Origin of the sequence: Hylemonella sp. W303a (genome assembly GCF_046452315.1) — a bacterium.
In the GTDB taxonomy this organism is placed as follows: Bacteria; Pseudomonadota; Gammaproteobacteria; order Burkholderiales; family Burkholderiaceae_C; genus Hylemonella.
Window position 1 is genome coordinate 38,729 of sequence record NZ_JBKFDG010000003.1, and the last position, 15,631, is coordinate 54,359.

15 protein-coding genes are annotated in these 15,631 nt (G+C 63.4%); 8 read left to right on the plus strand and 7 right to left on the minus strand.

The window, feature by feature from the left end:
- Positions 1-72 precede the first annotated feature (72 nt).
- The 7 genes from ACLBKS_RS06405 (at position 73) to ACLBKS_RS06435 (ending at position 6,496) form a co-directional block, all read left to right on the plus strand.
- Positions 73-687 carry a hypothetical protein gene (locus tag ACLBKS_RS06405; protein ID WP_410191970.1) on the plus strand — a complete coding sequence of 205 codons (615 nt, stop codon included), beginning with the start codon at positions 73-75 and terminating at the stop codon, positions 685-687.
- A 9-nt stretch (positions 688-696) separates the two neighbouring features.
- On the plus strand, positions 697-1,218 hold the full coding sequence (locus ACLBKS_RS06410; RefSeq protein ID WP_410191971.1) for a TlpA disulfide reductase family protein: 522 nt from the start codon (positions 697-699) through the stop codon (positions 1,216-1,218).
- A gap of 119 nt (positions 1,219-1,337) precedes the next feature.
- The gene (gene accB / locus ACLBKS_RS06415; protein WP_410191972.1) at positions 1,338-1,808 is read left to right on the plus strand and encodes an acetyl-CoA carboxylase biotin carboxyl carrier protein; all 471 of its coding nucleotides are present in this window, start codon (positions 1,338-1,340) and stop codon (positions 1,806-1,808) included.
- A gap of 12 nt (positions 1,809-1,820) precedes the next feature.
- The gene (gene accC / locus ACLBKS_RS06420) at positions 1,821-3,170 is read left to right on the plus strand and encodes an acetyl-CoA carboxylase biotin carboxylase subunit (protein WP_006298508.1); all 1,350 of its coding nucleotides are present in this window, start codon (positions 1,821-1,823) and stop codon (positions 3,168-3,170) included.
- Between the two features lie 226 nt (positions 3,171-3,396).
- Positions 3,397-4,290 carry a 50S ribosomal protein L11 methyltransferase gene (gene prmA, locus ACLBKS_RS06425; protein ID WP_410191973.1) on the plus strand — a complete coding sequence of 298 codons (894 nt, stop codon included), beginning with the start codon at positions 3,397-3,399 and terminating at the stop codon, positions 4,288-4,290.
- A 69-nt stretch (positions 4,291-4,359) separates the two neighbouring features.
- On the plus strand, positions 4,360-5,523 hold the full coding sequence (locus ACLBKS_RS06430) for a DUF3426 domain-containing protein (protein WP_410191974.1): 1,164 nt from the start codon (positions 4,360-4,362) through the stop codon (positions 5,521-5,523).
- Positions 5,524-5,581: 58 nt separating this feature from the next.
- Positions 5,582-6,496, plus strand: a complete 915-nt coding sequence (locus ACLBKS_RS06435; protein WP_410191975.1) for a carbohydrate kinase family protein — start codon at positions 5,582-5,584, stop codon at positions 6,494-6,496.
- 84 nt (positions 6,497-6,580) lie between these two features.
- Here the strand turns inward: ACLBKS_RS06435 and ACLBKS_RS06440 are convergent, their stop codons facing one another.
- From ACLBKS_RS06440 to ACLBKS_RS06470, 7 genes are all read right to left on the minus strand, one after another.
- Complete coding sequence (locus ACLBKS_RS06440; RefSeq protein WP_410191976.1) at positions 6,581-6,862, minus strand: DUF167 domain-containing protein; 282 nt, start codon at positions 6,860-6,862, stop codon at positions 6,581-6,583.
- Between the two features lie 138 nt (positions 6,863-7,000).
- Positions 7,001-7,453 carry a histone H1-like DNA-binding protein gene (locus ACLBKS_RS06445; protein ID WP_035609753.1) on the minus strand — a complete coding sequence of 151 codons (453 nt, stop codon included), beginning with the start codon at positions 7,451-7,453 and terminating at the stop codon, positions 7,001-7,003.
- 199 nt (positions 7,454-7,652) lie between these two features.
- Positions 7,653-8,858, minus strand: coding sequence for a ribonucleotide-diphosphate reductase subunit beta (locus ACLBKS_RS06450; RefSeq protein WP_410191977.1), 1,206 nt, complete (start codon positions 8,856-8,858; stop codon positions 7,653-7,655).
- Between the two features lie 188 nt (positions 8,859-9,046).
- Positions 9,047-12,013 carry a ribonucleoside-diphosphate reductase subunit alpha gene (locus tag ACLBKS_RS06455; RefSeq protein WP_410191978.1) on the minus strand — a complete coding sequence of 989 codons (2,967 nt, stop codon included), beginning with the start codon at positions 12,011-12,013 and terminating at the stop codon, positions 9,047-9,049.
- A 412-nt stretch (positions 12,014-12,425) separates the two neighbouring features.
- The gene (gene ampD / locus ACLBKS_RS06460; protein WP_410191979.1) at positions 12,426-13,040 is read right to left on the minus strand and encodes a 1,6-anhydro-N-acetylmuramyl-L-alanine amidase AmpD; all 615 of its coding nucleotides are present in this window, start codon (positions 13,038-13,040) and stop codon (positions 12,426-12,428) included.
- A 2-nt stretch (positions 13,041-13,042) separates the two neighbouring features.
- Positions 13,043-13,294, minus strand: a complete 252-nt coding sequence (locus ACLBKS_RS06465) for a PP0621 family protein (protein ID WP_410191980.1) — start codon at positions 13,292-13,294, stop codon at positions 13,043-13,045.
- 4 nt (positions 13,295-13,298) lie between these two features.
- On the minus strand, positions 13,299-14,099 hold the full coding sequence (locus tag ACLBKS_RS06470) for an inner membrane protein YpjD (RefSeq protein ID WP_410191981.1): 801 nt from the start codon (positions 14,097-14,099) through the stop codon (positions 13,299-13,301).
- Positions 14,100-14,169: 70 nt separating this feature from the next.
- Between ACLBKS_RS06470 and ffh the strand changes: the two genes are divergently transcribed.
- Positions 14,170-15,573: a signal recognition particle protein gene (gene ffh / locus ACLBKS_RS06475; protein WP_410191982.1), complete on the plus strand. Its 1,404-nt coding sequence runs from the start codon at positions 14,170-14,172 to the stop codon at positions 15,571-15,573.
- The last annotated feature ends 58 nt before the right edge of the window (positions 15,574-15,631 follow it).

The window sequence follows — 15,631 nt, forward strand, 5'->3', positions numbered from 1 at the left end:
CTGCATGGGTTGCAGGCGACTCTCTTGTCCGCACAAGGACAAGGCCGAACCCCAGGGGTGACAATCCGCGCCATGCACGCTCAAGATGAAATCGCGGCCACAGCAGCCCGCATGGTGGTTGAAGAAGGCTTGGAGTACGGTCCGGCCAAGCACCGCGCCGCCAAGGCGCTGGGTTTGCCGCAACGCACGCCCTTGCCTGATAACGATGCGCTGGAAGACGCGGTGCGCGATTACATCGCCGTGTTTTGCGCCGACACCCAGCCGCGCGAATTGCTGGCCTTGCGGCGCCTTGCCCTGCAGTGGATGGAGCGCTTGCAGGATTTCCAGCCCCATCTCAGTGGCGCCGTCTGGCGAGGCACGGCGACGCGATGGTCGGATGTGCATTTGGATCTGTTTTGCGAGGACGGCAAGGCGGCCGAGATCACCTTGATGGATCAGGGTTTGGACTATGAGACGCGAAGCACCACAGGTCTAAGGAACAAGCCGGTGGACGTGCTCAGTTTGCACGCGCCTTGCCGCGAGTTGGGTGCTCTCAGCGGCGAATCCGTGGTCGGCGTGCACCTGCGCATCAACGATCTGGATGACCTGCGCGGTGCGCTGTTGCCCGACGCCCGTGGTCGTGCCCCGCGTGGACCTGCAAAAGCGCTGCGTGAGTTGGTACGCGCTTCGGAATCGCAAAACGGATAGGACGTGCACATGGAACGCAGACATATTCTCTACGCCGGTGCTGCGTTGGCCGCTGCCGGGGCTGGCGCGACCTGGGCATGGCGGCGCGCGCAGCCCCAAGCCATGTCTGCCGACGTGATGGCGCGGTTCTGGAACTTGACATTGGATACGCCGCAAGGGCAACGCTTGGCACTAGGCGGTTTTCGCGGCAAACCTCTGCTGGTGAACTTCTGGGCGACGTGGTGTCCCCCTTGCATCGAGGAGTTGCCGATGCTTAACGACTTCTATCGCCAAAATTCGGCAAAAGGATGGCAAATCATCGGTATCGCCGTCGATCAAGTGGCGCCAGTGCAAGCCTTCCTGCGGCGCCTGCCCCTGGATTTTCCAGTGGTTCTGTCTGGCATGGAGGGCTTGACCCTCAGTCAGGAGTTTGGCAATCAGGCGCGAGGATTGCCATTTACCGTGCTGGTCGGTGCAGATGGCGTAATTTTGAATCGTAAAATCGGTAAGTTGTCGGAAGCTGACCTGGCGCAGTGGCGGGAACTCGGGTAGAGTCCCGCCTTCGCCGAAAACGGCCCCTGTTTCTTTTTGCCTCTGCCGTTTGTTATTGGCATTTTGCCAATGATGTGCCGCGAGATTGAGGCAATATCAATCACGTTGTTGGAGTTTTCATGGATTTGCGCAAACTCAAGACCCTGATCGATCTGGTGTCTGATTCGAACGTCTCTGAACTGGAGATCACCGAGGCCGAAGGCAAGGTACGGATCGTCAAGGGCGGTACAGCAGCCGTGCAAGCCTACGCGCCGGCCCCGGTTGCCATGGTGCCCGCTGGTGCGCCGGCGGCTGCGGCCCCCGCCCCGGCGGCCGCGCCTGCCGCGGCTGCACCCGCCGCGGCTCCAGCGTCGACGGGCCACACCGTCAAGTCCCCCATGGTGGGTACGTTCTACCGTTCCGCCTCGCCCGGTGCCAAGGCCTTCGTCGAAGTGGGCCAGGCCGTCAAGCAGGGCGACACGCTGTGCATCATTGAAGCCATGAAGATCCTCAACGAGATCGAGGCCGACAAGTCGGGTACCGTGACGCAAATCCTGTGTGACAACGGTCAGGCCGTGGAATACGGGCAGCCCCTGTTCATCATCGAATAAGGCGGGCGCCTCATGTTCAAGAAAATCCTCGTCGCGAATCGCGGCGAAATTGCCCTTCGCATCCAGCGGGCCTGCCGCGAGCTGGGCATCAAGGCCGTGATGGTCTATTCCGAGGCGGATCGCGAGGCCAAGTATGTCAAGCTGGCCGAGGAAGCGGTCTGCATTGGCCCCGCTCCCTCGCGCGACAGCTACCTCAGCATGCCTGCGATCATCTCGGCCGCCGAGGTGACGGACGCCGAAGCCATCCACCCCGGCTACGGTTTCCTGTCCGAGAACGCCGATTTCGCCGAGCGCGTCGAGAAGAGTGGCTTCCAGTTCATTGGCCCCACGCCCGAGTCCATCCGTATCATGGGTGACAAGGTGTCGGCCAAGCAGGCCATGATCAAGGCGGGAGTGCCGTGCGTGCCAGGTTCCGAGGGGGAATTGCCCGACGATCCGGTGCAGATGAAGCGCATCGCCAAGTCCGTCGGTTATCCGGTGATCATCAAGGCGGCTGGCGGTGGCGGTGGGCGCGGCATGCGCGTGGTCCACACCGAGGCGGCCCTGGTCAACGCGGTGCAGATGACCAAGGCGGAAGCTGCCGCAGCCTTCAACAATCCGGCCGTCTACATGGAGAAGTTCCTGGAGAATCCGCGTCACGTGGAAATCCAGATCTTGGCCGACAAGCACAAGAATGCCGTCTACCTGGGCGAGCGTGATTGCTCGATGCAACGTCGCCACCAGAAGATCATCGAGGAGGCGCCAGCGCCTGGCATTCCGCGCAAGCTGATCGAGAAGGTCGGTGCCAGCTGCGTGAATGCTTGCAAGAAGATTGGTTACCGCGGCGCGGGCACCTTTGAGTTCCTCTACCAGGACGGCGAGTTCTACTTCATCGAAATGAACACGCGCGTTCAGGTGGAGCACCCGGTCACGGAGTTGATCACTGGCATCGACATCGTGAAGACGCAGATCATGGTGGCGGCGGGTGAGCACCTGCCCTTCACGCAGAAGGACATCCAGATCCGCGGTCATGCCATCGAGTGCCGCATCAACGCCGAGGACCCCTTCACCTTCGTGCCGTCGCCCGGTCGCATCACGATGTGGCACGCTCCGGGTGGTCCTGGCGTGCGCGTGGATTCGCACGTCTACACCAACTACTTCGTGCCGCCGAACTACGATTCCATGGTCGGCAAGATCATCGTCCACGGCGACACCCGCGCGCAGGCCATGGCCCGCATGCAAACCGCCCTGGGCGAGACCTTGGTCGAAGGCATCAGCACCAATATTCCCTTGCACCGTGAACTGCTGGCCGATGCCAAGTTCATGGAAGGTGGCACCAACATCCACTACTTGGAAGGGTGGATGCGTAGTCATAAAAGGTAATCCCCTCAGGCGCTGTGCGCCTGAGGGGCCGCTGCAAGAGCAGTGGCTCTTCGGCCTGTCCAAGCCTGCGCAGGCAGGCTTGGAGCCGCAGTCCTCAGCCCCCTGAACGCCAACCTTTGGTGGCAGGGTGGACGCTCCCAGTGGCACGGCGAAGCCGGTTCCACGGAAGCCCGGATCTGTGAGCCTTGCTGTTCCGCCGTTTTCTCTACTTTCATTCGCCCGTCTCATGCACGAACTCCGCTTGCTCTGTCCCGAAGACCGCGTGGAGGTTCTGGGCGAGGCGCTGGATGCGCTGGACGCCTTGAGCGTCAGCGTGGAAGATGCCGACGCTCAGACTGACGCCGAGCGAGCGCTGTTTGGTGAGCCTGGCATGCCGCCGCCAGCGGCGGGCTGGCAGCGTTCCCGCATCGTGGCGCTGTTCCCAGACGACGCGACTGCGCGGGAGGCGGCCGCCTTGCTGCAAGCGCAGGATTTTTTTGCCGATTGCCAGCTGCTCGGCGTGGATGAGGTGCCGGAGCAGGACTGGGTGCGCCTGACGCAGTCGCAGTTCGCGCCGGTGGAGATCACCCCCAGCTTCTGGATCGTGCCCACCTGGCACGAACCACCCGCGCAGGCACGCGAGGTCATTCGGCTGGATCCCGGCCTGGCTTTCGGCACTGGGACTCACCCCACGACACGCATGTGTCTGCGTTGGATCGCCACCCATCCCTTGCGTGGCCTGCGCGTGCTGGACTACGGTTGCGGCTCGGGCATCCTGGCGATCGCCGCGGCCAAGTTTGGCGCGACCGACATCGACGCGCTGGACATCGACGAAGCTGCGGTTGCGTCGACCCGGCTGAACGCCGAGGCCAACGGCGTGAACTTGCGGGCCGGTCTGCCGGATGCGGCTCAAGGCCGCTATCCCGTGGTGCTGGCCAACATCCTTGCGACGCCGCTCAAGGTCTTGGCGCCCTTGCTCACCGCCCGCGTGGCGCCGGGTGGGGCGCTGGTCCTGGCCGGCATCCTGGAGCGCCAAGCAGACGAACTCAGCGTTGCCTACGCGCCCCATCTGCCTGCGGGCAGCGCACTCACCGTTGCGGACCGCGAGGATGGCTGGGTACTGATGACCGCGACCTTCTGAGCGCGGGTCTGTCATCCTCTCGCGCCGGGGCTCTGACAGCGGGAGGCGCGCCTCTACAATCGCACGGCCATGAGCCTCATCACCCGTTGCCCCTCTTGCCGCACCATGTTCAAGGTGGCGCAGGACCAACTCAAGGTCTCGCAAGGCTGGGTCCGCTGCGGACAGTGCGAGCAGGTGTTTGACGCGACGGCCCACCTGGTGCAGGAGCCTCCCGCCTTGACCACGCCCCTGGCCACGCCGCCAGCTGGGGCCATGGCGGCGTCTTCCGCGGCCGGATCGACGAGACCTGCCGCAGCGGCGCCGTCGCAGAAAAGCTGGGAAGAAGAGATGGTGGACGCCGAGTTTGGCGATCTCCACGCCCAGCATGATGCGCCGTTGGACGACCTGCAACTCGAAACCCCCGATGCCTCGGCCTGGCGCGAGCCTCGCTTCGCCGAGGACTCCGACGATCTTCCTCCGCTGCGAGCCGCCGAGCCTGCTTCGCGCTTGGATGACGCTGGTTTCCCCGCGCCATCTGCTCCCTTGCCGCGCGGTGCGGCCGCGATGGTTGCGTCCCCGGCAGATGCCCGACAGGCACCATCCCAATCTTCGTTTTCCGCTCCACCGACGCCCCTGCAGGCCAGTTCGGGCGACGAAGGCCCAGAGGCGGACACCTTGTCTTTCATGCGCCGCTCACGCTGGAGCCATCCGGTGGTGCGTGCCCTGTTGTTGCTCCTGTGCTGCGTGCTTTCGTTGGCGTTGCTGCTGCAGGTCGTTCGCCATGAGCGTGACCGCATCGCGGCGCGTGAGCCCACCTTGCGGCCCTGGCTGCAGGTTCTGTGTGAGCAGCTCGATTGCACAGTGGAGCCGCTGCGCCAAATTGAGTCGGTGGTGATCGATGGTTCGGCCTTTAGCAAGATCCGCGACGAGCTCTACCAGCTCAATCTGACCTTGCGCAACAAGGCGCCGATGGATCTTGCGCTGCCAGCTATCGAACTGGTGCTGACCGATGTGCAAGATCAGGTGCTGATTCGGCGGGTGCTCATGCCCCAGGAATTGGGAGCGGGCGCGGGGGCCACCCACGACGAAGGCGTGCGAACGCAGGGGGCCTACCGCTTGATCCGGTCAGGCAATGAGTTCCAGGCCACGGTGCTGATGGAAATCAAAAACGGCAATGGCTCCGCCAACCGCGTTACCGGCACTGGCCTTGATGGCCGTGTCGCGGGCTATCGGCTGCTGGCTTTTTATCCTTGAGCGCCTCCACGCACTTTCCCTTTCAACGAATCCAATCCAAGAGAAAAGAGAGCATCCCATGGCAGCACTGATCTGCGGTTCCCTGGCCTTCGATTCCATCATGAACTTCGAGGGACGATTCTCCGAGCAGATCATGCCGGACCAGCTGCACATCCTGAATGTGTCCTTCCTCGTGCCCACGCTGCGGCGTGATTTTGGTGGATGCGCAGGCAATATTGCCTATGCCTTGCGCGCGTTGGGGGGCGTGCCCATCCCGATGGCCACCCTTGGCAACGATGGTGCGGGGTATGTGGAGCGCTTGAACAAGTTGGGGATTGCCACGCGCTTCGTGCGTCAACTGCCCGAGACCTACACGGCGCAGGCGCTGATCATGACGGACAAGGACAACAACCAGATCACCGCCTTCCACCCTGGCGCGATGACCCAGGCGCATGTGACGCGCATCGAGCGCGACGCACCTGGCATGCAAGATGTGAAGCTGGGCATCATCTCCCCCGACGGACGAGACGCGATGCTGGAGCATGCCGCGCAGTTCAAGGCGGCTGGCATTCCTTTCGTCTTCGATCCTGGTCAGGGGCTGCCCATGTTCGATGGCAAGGACTTGGCTCACTTCATCGATTTGGCCGACTGGGTCACGGTCAACGACTATGAAGGCAAGATGCTGTGCGACCGCACGGGCTGGAGCCCGGCGGAGATCTCGCGCAAGGTGCGCGGCTTGGTCATCACCTTGGGCGCCGAAGGCAGCGAAGTCTGGATCAACGGCGAGAAAGACTGGATCGCTCCCACAGCGGCCGCCGCCATCGTCGACCCGACGGGTTGTGGCGACGCGTACCGCGGCGGGCTGCTGTTCGGGCTGGAGCGTGGCTGGCCCCTCGCCAAGGCTGCGGCTCTGGGCAACCGCATGGGTTCGCACAAGATCGCCTTCCGTGGACCGCAGAACTACCCGGTGGACACCACGAAGTTCGGCCTCTGACGCACCATCATCCCGTGATCGCCCAGTGAAGAGTACGGGAGCGACGCAGACGCTGGGTGGACCGTGGGCGTAGGTACAGCCTCTTCAGCCAGATGATGGGGATTCGGGCGGCTTGAGTTGTTTCCAATCTGCGTTCGCCGCTGCTTGGGGTGCCACGCGCAATTGCTTGCGTCGCGAGGTGGCGCCGTGTTGCAGCGTCACGCTCGAATTCGGTATGCCCAGGGTCTTTGCCAACCACGCTTGTAGCGCTGCATTGGCCCTGCCGTCCACCGGCGGAGCTTGCAATCGCAGCTTCAGTGCGCCATCGAACAGTCCTTGGATCTGCGTGCGGGACGCGTTTGGCATGACGTGGAGATCCACGAGCATGGAGCCGTCCTTCTGCGGGCGCAGAAAAGAGGCTGTGGCGTGAGTCTGCGCAGGGCTGCTGTCCATGCCTCAAAAGTACTCTGCAAAATAAAAAGCCTGTCGCCCTCGCGGGCAACAGGCTGAGACGGCAGGCCCTGATCAGGGACGGCTGGCCGTGGGGAAAGGCCAAGCGGCCTGCGGGTTCAACGTGGTTTGGGCCACGGGCGCCGCGGGTGCAGCAGCGGGCTTCGCAGGCGCAGCGGCAGGCTTGGCGGCGGCCTTTTTCGCGGCGGGCTTCTTGGCAGCAGGCTTTTTCGCGGCGGGCTTCTTGGCAGCAGCCTTCTTCGCCACGGTCTTCTTGGCAGCAGCCTTCTTGGCCGGAGCCTTCTTGGCGGCGACCTTCTTGACCGCAGCCTTCTTGGCCGGGGCCTTCTTCGCCACAACCTTCTTGGCCGGAGCCTTCTTGGCGGCGACCTTCTTGACCGCAGCCTTCTTGGCCGGGGCCTTCTTCGCAGCGGCCTTCTTGGCCGGAGCCTTCTTCGCTACGGCCTTCTTAGCCGGAGCCTTCTTTGCGGCGGCTTTTTTCGCCGGAGCTTTCTTTGCAGTTGCCATTTCGATTCTCCTTGATCAAGTTACAAAGAGCACTTCATGCGTTTGTTGGTGTACATGAAGTGATTCATGGCGCTGGGAACCTGCGGGAGGAACCCAGCGCCATGAACGGGGTGGCACGGACACCCGCAGCTCTTCTGTTGAGAGCGTTCGGGAGTCCATGCGATTCGTGAAGCCATAGATTGATTTGTTTGCCTTGCGCTCAGTCCCAGGACAGCGCGCCGCCGGACTGGTACTCGATGACGCGGGTTTCGAAGAAATTGCGTTCTTTCTTCAGGTCGATCATCTCGCTCATCCAAGGGAAGGGGTTTTCCTCGTTGGGGAAGAGCGGTTCCAGTCCGATCTGGGTGGCGCGCCGGTTGGCGATGTAGCGCAGATAGCCCTTGAACATGGAGGCGTTCAGGCCCAGCACGCCGCGCGGCATGGTGTCCTCGGCGTAGCGGTATTCCAGTTCGACGGCTTTCTCGAATAGGGCCTTGATCTCGGTCTTGAACTCGGGCGTCCAGAGCTGCGGGTTCTCGAGCTTGATCTGATTGATCAGGTCAATGCCGAAGTTGCAGTGCATGGACTCGTCGCGCAGGATGTACTGGTACTGCTCGGCGGCGCCCGTCATCTTGTTCTGGCGGCCCAGGGCCAGGATTTGGGTGAAGCCGACGTAGAAGAACAGGCCTTCCATCAGGCAGGCGAAGACGATCAGGCTCTTGAGCAGAGTCTGGTCGGTCGCCAGGGTGCCGGTGTGGAAGTTCGGATCCATGATCGCGTCGATGAACGGGATCAGGAACTCGTCCTTGTCGCGGATGGACTGGACCTCGTGGTACGCGTTGAAGATCTCGGACTCGTCCAGCCCCAGCGATTCCACAATGTATTGGTAAGCGTGGGTGTGAATGGCCTCTTCAAAGGCCTGGCGCAGCAGGAACTGGCGGCACTCCGGCGCCGTGATATGGCGGTAGGTGCCCAACACGATGTTGTTGGCCGCCAGCGAATCCGCCGTGACGAAGAAACCCAGGTTGCGCTTGATGATGCGGCGCTCGTCTTCCGAAAGGCCGTTCGGGTCCTTCCAGAGTGCGATGTCGCGATTCATGTTCACTTCCTGCGGCATCCAGTGGTTGGCGCAGGTGGCGAGGTATTTTTCCCAGGCCCACTTGTACTTGAACGGCACCAGCTGGTTGACGTCGGTCTGACCGTTGATGATGCGCTTGTCGGAGGCCTTGATGCGGTTGGTGCCCGATGGCGCCGAGACGGCGGGTGAACGAGGGCTTGCGACCGGCGTGTCAGCGAGAGTGGTGGAGGACAGCGCAGCCTGCGAGAACTGATGTGAGTGCGCGGGTGCCGGCGTCGGGGACAAACGGGCGACGCCAGCGGTGGGGGCTGGCGATGTGGGTTTGACTTCTTCGTCCCAGGACAACATAGAGAGATCCAATTCCTGAATTATGTGAGCAGCGATCTGAATTGCAAAGTGTTCATTCACACCGCCGCTTGTTTTGTTGCTCTATTGCATCGCGCGTCGTGGTCCCCAGCACGCACTTTGCGTGAGTGACTGGGAGCATGGGAGTCGACGCGCGCGCGGTGCGTGCGAGGTGTGCACCGCGGCTTGCTTCACTGGCAGGCTTCGCAGCCCGGGTCGTCGATGGCGCAGAACTTGATGTCGGTCGCTGCGACGGCCATCTGCGACTGCGCAGCGGCTGCTGCCGCCTCGAGCGCGCTGACCTTCTTCGCGCTGGCAGGCTTGGAGGCGACCGGCGTCGCGGCCGCGGCGCCGACCTCGGAAGAACCCGAGGACACGGCGTTCAGGCGGCCGGCGGCGACGGTGGACTTTTCCGCCTGTGTGGCGCTGGTGGTGCGCAGGTAGTAGGTGGTCTTCAAACCGCGGGTCCAGGCCAACTTGTAGGTGTCGTCCAGTTTCTTGCCCGAGGCGCCCGCCATGTAGATGTTGAGCGACTGGGCCTGGTCGATCCACTTCTGGCGGCGCGCGGCGGCTTCGACCAGCCAGCTCGGCTCGACCTCGAAGGCCGTGGCGTACAAGGCCTTGATGTCCTGGGGCACGCGATCAATGGGCAGCAGGGAGCCGTCGAAGTGCTTCAGGTCCATCACCATCACCTCGTCCCACAAGCCCAGGCGCTTGAGGTCCTTGACCAGGTAGCCGTTGATGATCGTGAACTCGCCAGACAGGTTGGACTTGACCGACAGGTTGCCGAAGCAGGGCTCGATGGACGCGTCCACGCCGATGATGTTGGAAATCGTCGCGGTCGGGGCGATGGCCACGCAGTTGCTGTTGCGCATGCCGTCGGCGGCGATCTTCTTGCGCAGGAGTTCCCAATCCAGGGTGGCGGAACGATCAACTTCGACGTAGCCGCCGCGTTCGCGCGCCAGCAGTTCCAGCGTGTCCGGCGGCAGGATGCCCTTGCTCCAGAGCGACCCTTGGTAGCTGGAGTAAACACCGCGCTCCCGGGCCAGCTCGGTCGAGGCCCAGTAGGCGTAGTAGCAAATGGCTTCCATCGATTCGTCGGCGAATTGCACCGCCGCGTCGCTGGCGTAGGGGATGCGCATTTCATAGAGCGCATCCTGGAAGGCCATCAGGCCCAGGCCCACGGGGCGGTGGCGCAGGTTGCTGTCGCGCGCCTTCTTGACGGCGTAATAGTTGATGTCGATCACGTTGTCCAGCATGCGCATGGCAGTGCCGATGGTCTTCTTCAGCTTCTCGTGGTCGAGCTTGCCGTCCGTGATGTGCTGCTTCAGGTTGACCGAGCCCAGGTTGCAGACCGCGGTTTCGGTGTCGCTGGTGTTGAGCGTGATCTCGGTGCACAGGTTGGACGAGTGCACAACGCCCGCGTGCTGCTGGGGTGAGCGCACGTTGCAGGCGTCCTTGAAGGTGATCCAGGGGTGGCCGGTTTCGAACAGCATCGAAAGCATCTTGCGCCACAGGTCGACCGCGGGCACGGTCTTGCTGGGCTTGAGTTCACCACGCTTGGCCTTGGCTTCGTAGGCCACATAGGCCTTTTCGAAGGCCGAGCCAAACAAGTCGTGCAGATCAGGCGCGTCGGAGGGCGAGAACAGGGTCCACTCGCCCTTTTCCATCACGCGGCGCATGAACAGGTCCGGAATCCAGTTGGCCGTGTTCATGTCGTGGGTGCGGCGGCGGTCGTCACCTGTGTTCTTGCGCAGCTCAAGGAATTCCTCGATGTCCAGGTGCCAGGTTTCCAAGTAGGTGCAAACCGCGCCTTTGCGTTTGCCGCCCTGGTTCACCGCCACGGCGGTGTCGTTCACCACTTTCAGGAAAGGCACGACGCCTTGAGACTCACCGTTCGTGCCCTTGATGTGGCTGCCCAGCGCGCGCACGCGCGTCCAGTCATTGCCCAGGCCGCCCGCGAACTTGGACAGCAGGGCGTTTTCCTTGATGGATTCGTAAATACCATCCAGATCGTCCGGCACCGTGGTCAGGTAGCAGCTGGAGAGCTGGCTGCGCAGCGTCCCGCTGTTGAACAGCGTGGGCGTCGACGACATGAAGTCGAAGGACGACAGCACTTCGTAGAACTCGATGGCGCGGGCTTCGCGGTCGATTTCGTTCAGCGCCAGTCCCATGGCCACGCGCATGAAGAAGGCCTGCGGCAGTTCGATGCGCGTCTTCTTGACGTGCAGGAAATAGCGGTCATACAGGGTTTGCAGGCCCAGGTAGTCAAACTGCTGGTCGCGTTCGGATTTGAGTGCCGCGCCCAGGCGCTTGAGGTCGTACTGCAGCAGCTCGGGGTTCAGCAGCTCGGCGTCCACGCCCTTCTTGACGAAACCGGGGAAGTAGTCGGCATAGGCCTGCTTCATCTCAGACGGCTGCACGTCGCGGCCCAGCACCTCCTTGGCGATGGTGTGGAACAGCAGGCGCGCGGTGGCGTAGGTGTAGTCCGGGTCCTTCTCGATCAGGGTGCGAGCGGCCAGGATGGCGGCCTTGTAAACCTCTTCCAGCGGCACGCCGTCATAGAGGTTGCGCAGGGTTTCGGCCACGATGGGCTCTGGCTTCACGTCAGCCGACAGATTGGAGCAGGCACTTTCGATCAGACGTTGCAGGCGGTTCAGGTCCAGCGCCACGCGTTGGCCGTGGTCCGTGACGTGCAGCACGGGCGTTTGCGGGGCCGCCTGCGCTGCTTGCTGGGCGCGCTCCTCGGCGCGTTTGGCGCGATAGAGCACATAAGCACGGGCCACCTCGTGGTGGCCGCCGCGCATCAGGCCCAGCTCCACTTGGTCTTGCACGTCTTCGATATGGAAGGTGCCACCGCCCGGGCGCGAGCGCGTCAGCGCGCGCACCACGGCCTGAGTCAGGCCGTCCACCGTTTCGCGCACGCTGGCCGAGGCCGCGCCTTGCGCGCCGTGCACGGCCAGGAAGGCTTTCATCAGCGCCACGGCAATCTTGCTCGGCTCAAAGGGCACGACGGCGCCGTTGCGGCGAATGATTTGGTAATGGGCGAGCGCGCTGCTGGCGCCCAAGGCCACGCCGTGCGTCATACCGGCACCTTGCGGCAAGGACGTGGTGGCTAGGGAATGGGAGGATGGGGGAGTGATCAGGCCGGTTTGCATCTTTTCCTCGTGTCTGGCAAATCTATGTTCGTGGCGCGAAATGTTTCTGGGGCTGGAAACACTATAGGTAGGGGGTGCGACGGAGGCAATCCACTACCCGTAGTGTAGCGGTGCATTCGTCCGAAAGCGCGTGAAGAAGGTCACGCCGGTGTGCAAAAGTTACTGGAGCAGGCCCACATGGCATGGGCTTGAAACGCGCCAGGGCGAGCCCGTGCGGCGTGCTTTGGTGTTCATGAACCGGTCATGCATGTGCGCAGCCCTTGCCACTCCGCAATGCGTGAGCGGCCATCCAGACAGCACGCGGCCCAAACGTGGAAACGGGCCGGCGGGCCGCTTGTTTGCGTGGTGTGATGCGTGCGTCACGCGCCGCGCAAAACGCAACATCGTCCTGCGCGTCGATCGCTCAGGCAAGTCAGCTTGTGCTGACTTCGGGAAAGTACTGAACGGGCCAATCGAGGCGGGCTTGCAGTTGTCGCCATTGAAAGCCCGGTCCTGGGTCGGCCTTGCGGCCGGGTGCGATGTGTTCGTGCCCCGCAATCTGTCGCACGGGATAACGCAGGGCCAGGGCCGCGCACAGGCGAGTCAGTGTGTCGTACTGCGCTGGTTCGAAGCTGTCGCCTTCCAGGCCTTCCAACTCGATGCCGATGGAAAAGTCATTGCAGTTGTCACGCCCGCAGTAATGCGAGACGCCGGCATGCCAAGCGCGGTCATCGCAGCTCACGAACTGCCAGAGTTCGCCGTCGCGCCGTACGTAGAAGTGGGCAGACACCTGCAAACCTTCGATGGACTTGAAATAGGGGTGGGCGTTCCAATCCAGCGTGTTGGTGAACAGCCGCTGCACCGCATCACCGCCGTACTGGCCAGGCGGTAGGCTGATCGAGTGCAAGACGATGAGATCGATCACGGGCGCCTGGCCATCGTCGCCATCCCTCGCCGGGCGCGGGCCGAAGTTGGGCGAATCCAGCCGCTGTGCGGGGCTGTACCAGCCTCCATGCCATGCCCCATCGTTGGCCCGTTCCTCGGCCATGCTCAATAGGTTCCGGGTTCCGCCAGCCGCCGGTGTTCGACGCTGCAGTAGTGCGCGCTGGAACTGGCAATCGCTTCGCGCAGCGGCAGATGCAGGCCGCAATGCGCGCAGCGCACCATGTCCTCGGGCGCGGTCTGGGGGGACGACCGGCGCGTCGGGTCCGAGGCTCGTTTGGTTTCAGCTTCGGCCGTTCGGCCGGAGCGCCACAGCCAGACCGCCAACAGAATGATCAGCAGGAAAAGCAGAAACTTCATGGGGTCAGGCCGAACGCTGCAGCACGATTTCAAGGACGAAGCGCGAGCCCACGTAGGCCAGCAACAGCAGCCCCGCGCCGGTGAACAGCCAGCGGGCTGCCCGCCAGCCTCGCCAGCCGAGGCGCCAGCGCCCGTGCAGCAGCACCGCGAACACCAGCCATGACAGCACGGAAAACACCATCTTGTGGTTCCATTTCCAGGGTGTGCCGTAAAGGTGTTCGTCAAACAACAGCCCAGCGGCCAAGGTGGCCGTGAGCAGGATGAAGCCCGCGGTCACGAAGCGGAAGGTCAGCCTTTCAAGGGTCAGCAAGGGCAGGCCGCTGTCGGAGTCGCTGGCATGGCGGATGCGCGCGTCGGCTCGCAACATCAGCAAGGCATGCACCACGGCCACGGCGAACAGGCCGTACGAGGCGATGCCCAGCGCCCAGTGCAAGGGCAGGAGCAGGGCCCCATGGTGGGTGATCACCTGCCCGGGGAAAAACAGGCTCAACACCACGGCCACCAAGCACAGCGCCGCCAGCGGGGCGGGCAACGCGCGCCGCGACTGGAGTGCTGGGTAGTAACGGGCCTCGACGGCGTAGACCGCCACCACCAGCCAGACCGTGACCGAGAGGGCCGGCGCGAAACCGAAGTGAGGCTCGTCGTGCCATAGGCCGAGCCCCACCCCGAGCAGGAGGGCGTGCAACAGCCACGCCAGGCCGAGCGCTGCACGGGCGCCCCGGCCCGGGCTCAGCGCTGACACCACGTAAGCCAGCGCGCACACCAAGCCCGGCAGCAGCGCGTGAAAGGGGATTGCGAAAGGCATGGTGTCAGGCAGGGAGATGAGGGGCGCTCGATAAAATCACGGACCTAAGTATAGAGAGTGGTTTTCATTCATGGCCAACGCCCTTACCGACAAACTCTCGCGCATCGTCAAGGAAATGCGCGGCCAGGCCCGCATCACCGAGGGCAACGTGGCCGACATGCTGCGCGAAGTGCGCATGGCCCTGCTCGAGGCCGACGTGGCCCTGCCCGTGGTGCGCGACTTCATCACCCGCGTCAAGGACAAAGCCCTGGGCCAGGCCGTCGTGGGATCGCTCACACCCGGTCAGGCCTTGGTTGGGGTGGTCAACCGCGAGCTCGCCGCCACCATGGGCGAGGTGGACGAGTCCGGCGCCCTCAAAGGCCCAGCCGACATCAACCTCGCCGCTCAGCCGCCCGCGGTCATCCTGATGGCTGGCCTACAAGGCGCGGGCAAGACCACCACCACGGCCAAACTGGCCCGCCACCTGATCACCAAGCGCAAGAAGAAGGTACTGACGGTGTCGGGCGACGTGTACCGCCCTGCCGCCATCGAGCAGCTCAAGACCGTCACGGCCCAGGCCGGGGCCGAGTGGTTCCCCAGCACGCCCGACCAGAAGCCCGCCGACATCGCCCGTGCCGCGCTGGATTACGCCAAGAAGCACTACTTCGATGTGCTGCTGGTGGACACGGCGGGTCGCTTGGCCATCGATGAAGCCTTGATGAAGGAAATCCAGGACCTGCATGGCATCTTGGATCCGGTGGAAACGCTGTTCGTCGTGGACGCCATGCAAGGCCAGGACGCGGTGAACACCGCCAAGGCCTTCAAGGAAGCGCTGCCTCTGACTGGCATCGTGCTGACCAAGATGGATGGCGATTCACGTGGTGGCGCGGCGCTCTCCGTGCGCGCCGTCACGGGTGCGCCCATCAAGTTCGCGGGCGTGAGCGAGAAGATCGACGGCTTGGAAGTCTTCGACGCCGAGCGTCACGCGGGGCGTGTGCTGGGCATGGGCGACATCGTGGCCCTGGTTGAGCAAGTCACGGCCAACGTGGACATCGAGGCCGCGCAAAAACTCGCGGCCAAGGTCAAGAGTGGCGCGAGCTTTGACCTCAACGATTTCCTGGCTCAGCTTCAGCAGATGAACCAGATGGGGGGCCTGGCCAGCCTGATGGACAAGTTGCCGGGCCAGCTTGCCGCCAAGGCGGGTCAGGTGGACACGGCCAAGGTCGAGAAAGACATGCGCCGCAAGCAGGGCATCATCCACAGCATGACGCCCAGGGAGCGCAGCAAACCCGAACTCATCAAGGCCACGCGCAAGCGTCGCATTGCCCTGGGCGCTGGGGTGCAGGTTCAGGACGTGAACCGGCTGCTCAAGGAGTTCGAGCAGATGCAAGACATGATGAAGAAGATGAAGGGTGGCGGCCTCATGAAGATGATGAAGCGCATGGGTGGCATGCCAGGGATGAAGGGCCTGCCGCCCGGAATGCCGCGTCTTTGACTCTTTGATTAGCGCGGCGCCGCTGTGACAGCCGTGCTGCCAGCCCGTGCGGGCTGGC

What these genes read in the sequence shown, in the direction of transcription:
- ACLBKS_RS06435 (WP_410191975.1), top strand. Translation starts at nt 5,582, where the DNA reads ATGGCAGCACTGATCTGCGGTTCCCTGGCCTTCGATTCCATCATGAAC.
- ACLBKS_RS06410 (WP_410191971.1), top strand. Translation starts at nt 697, where the DNA reads ATGGAACGCAGACATATTCTCTACGCCGGTGCTGCGTTGGCCGCTGCC.
- prmA (WP_410191973.1), top strand. Translation starts at nt 3,397, where the DNA reads ATGCACGAACTCCGCTTGCTCTGTCCCGAAGACCGCGTGGAGGTTCTG.
- ffh (WP_410191982.1), top strand. Translation starts at nt 14,170, where the DNA reads ATGGCCAACGCCCTTACCGACAAACTCTCGCGCATCGTCAAGGAAATG.
- ACLBKS_RS06455 (WP_410191978.1), bottom strand. Translation starts at nt 12,013, where the DNA reads ATGCAAACCGGCCTGATCACTCCCCCATCCTCCCATTCCCTAGCCACC.
- ACLBKS_RS06405 (WP_410191970.1), top strand. Translation starts at nt 73, where the DNA reads ATGCACGCTCAAGATGAAATCGCGGCCACAGCAGCCCGCATGGTGGTT.
- ACLBKS_RS06440 (WP_410191976.1), bottom strand. Translation starts at nt 6,862, where the DNA reads ATGCTCGTGGATCTCCACGTCATGCCAAACGCGTCCCGCACGCAGATC.
- ACLBKS_RS06450 (WP_410191977.1), bottom strand. Translation starts at nt 8,858, where the DNA reads ATGTTGTCCTGGGACGAAGAAGTCAAACCCACATCGCCAGCCCCCACC.
- ACLBKS_RS06445 (WP_035609753.1), bottom strand. Translation starts at nt 7,453, where the DNA reads ATGGCAACTGCAAAGAAAGCTCCGGCGAAAAAAGCCGCCGCAAAGAAG.
- ACLBKS_RS06465 (WP_410191980.1), bottom strand. Translation starts at nt 13,294, where the DNA reads ATGAAGTTTCTGCTTTTCCTGCTGATCATTCTGTTGGCGGTCTGGCTG.
- ACLBKS_RS06430 (WP_410191974.1), top strand. Translation starts at nt 4,360, where the DNA reads ATGAGCCTCATCACCCGTTGCCCCTCTTGCCGCACCATGTTCAAGGTG.
- accB (WP_410191972.1), top strand. Translation starts at nt 1,338, where the DNA reads ATGGATTTGCGCAAACTCAAGACCCTGATCGATCTGGTGTCTGATTCG.
- accC (WP_006298508.1), top strand. Translation starts at nt 1,821, where the DNA reads ATGTTCAAGAAAATCCTCGTCGCGAATCGCGGCGAAATTGCCCTTCGC.
- ACLBKS_RS06470 (WP_410191981.1), bottom strand. Translation starts at nt 14,099, where the DNA reads ATGCCTTTCGCAATCCCCTTTCACGCGCTGCTGCCGGGCTTGGTGTGC.
- ampD (WP_410191979.1), bottom strand. Translation starts at nt 13,040, where the DNA reads ATGGCCGAGGAACGGGCCAACGATGGGGCATGGCATGGAGGCTGGTAC.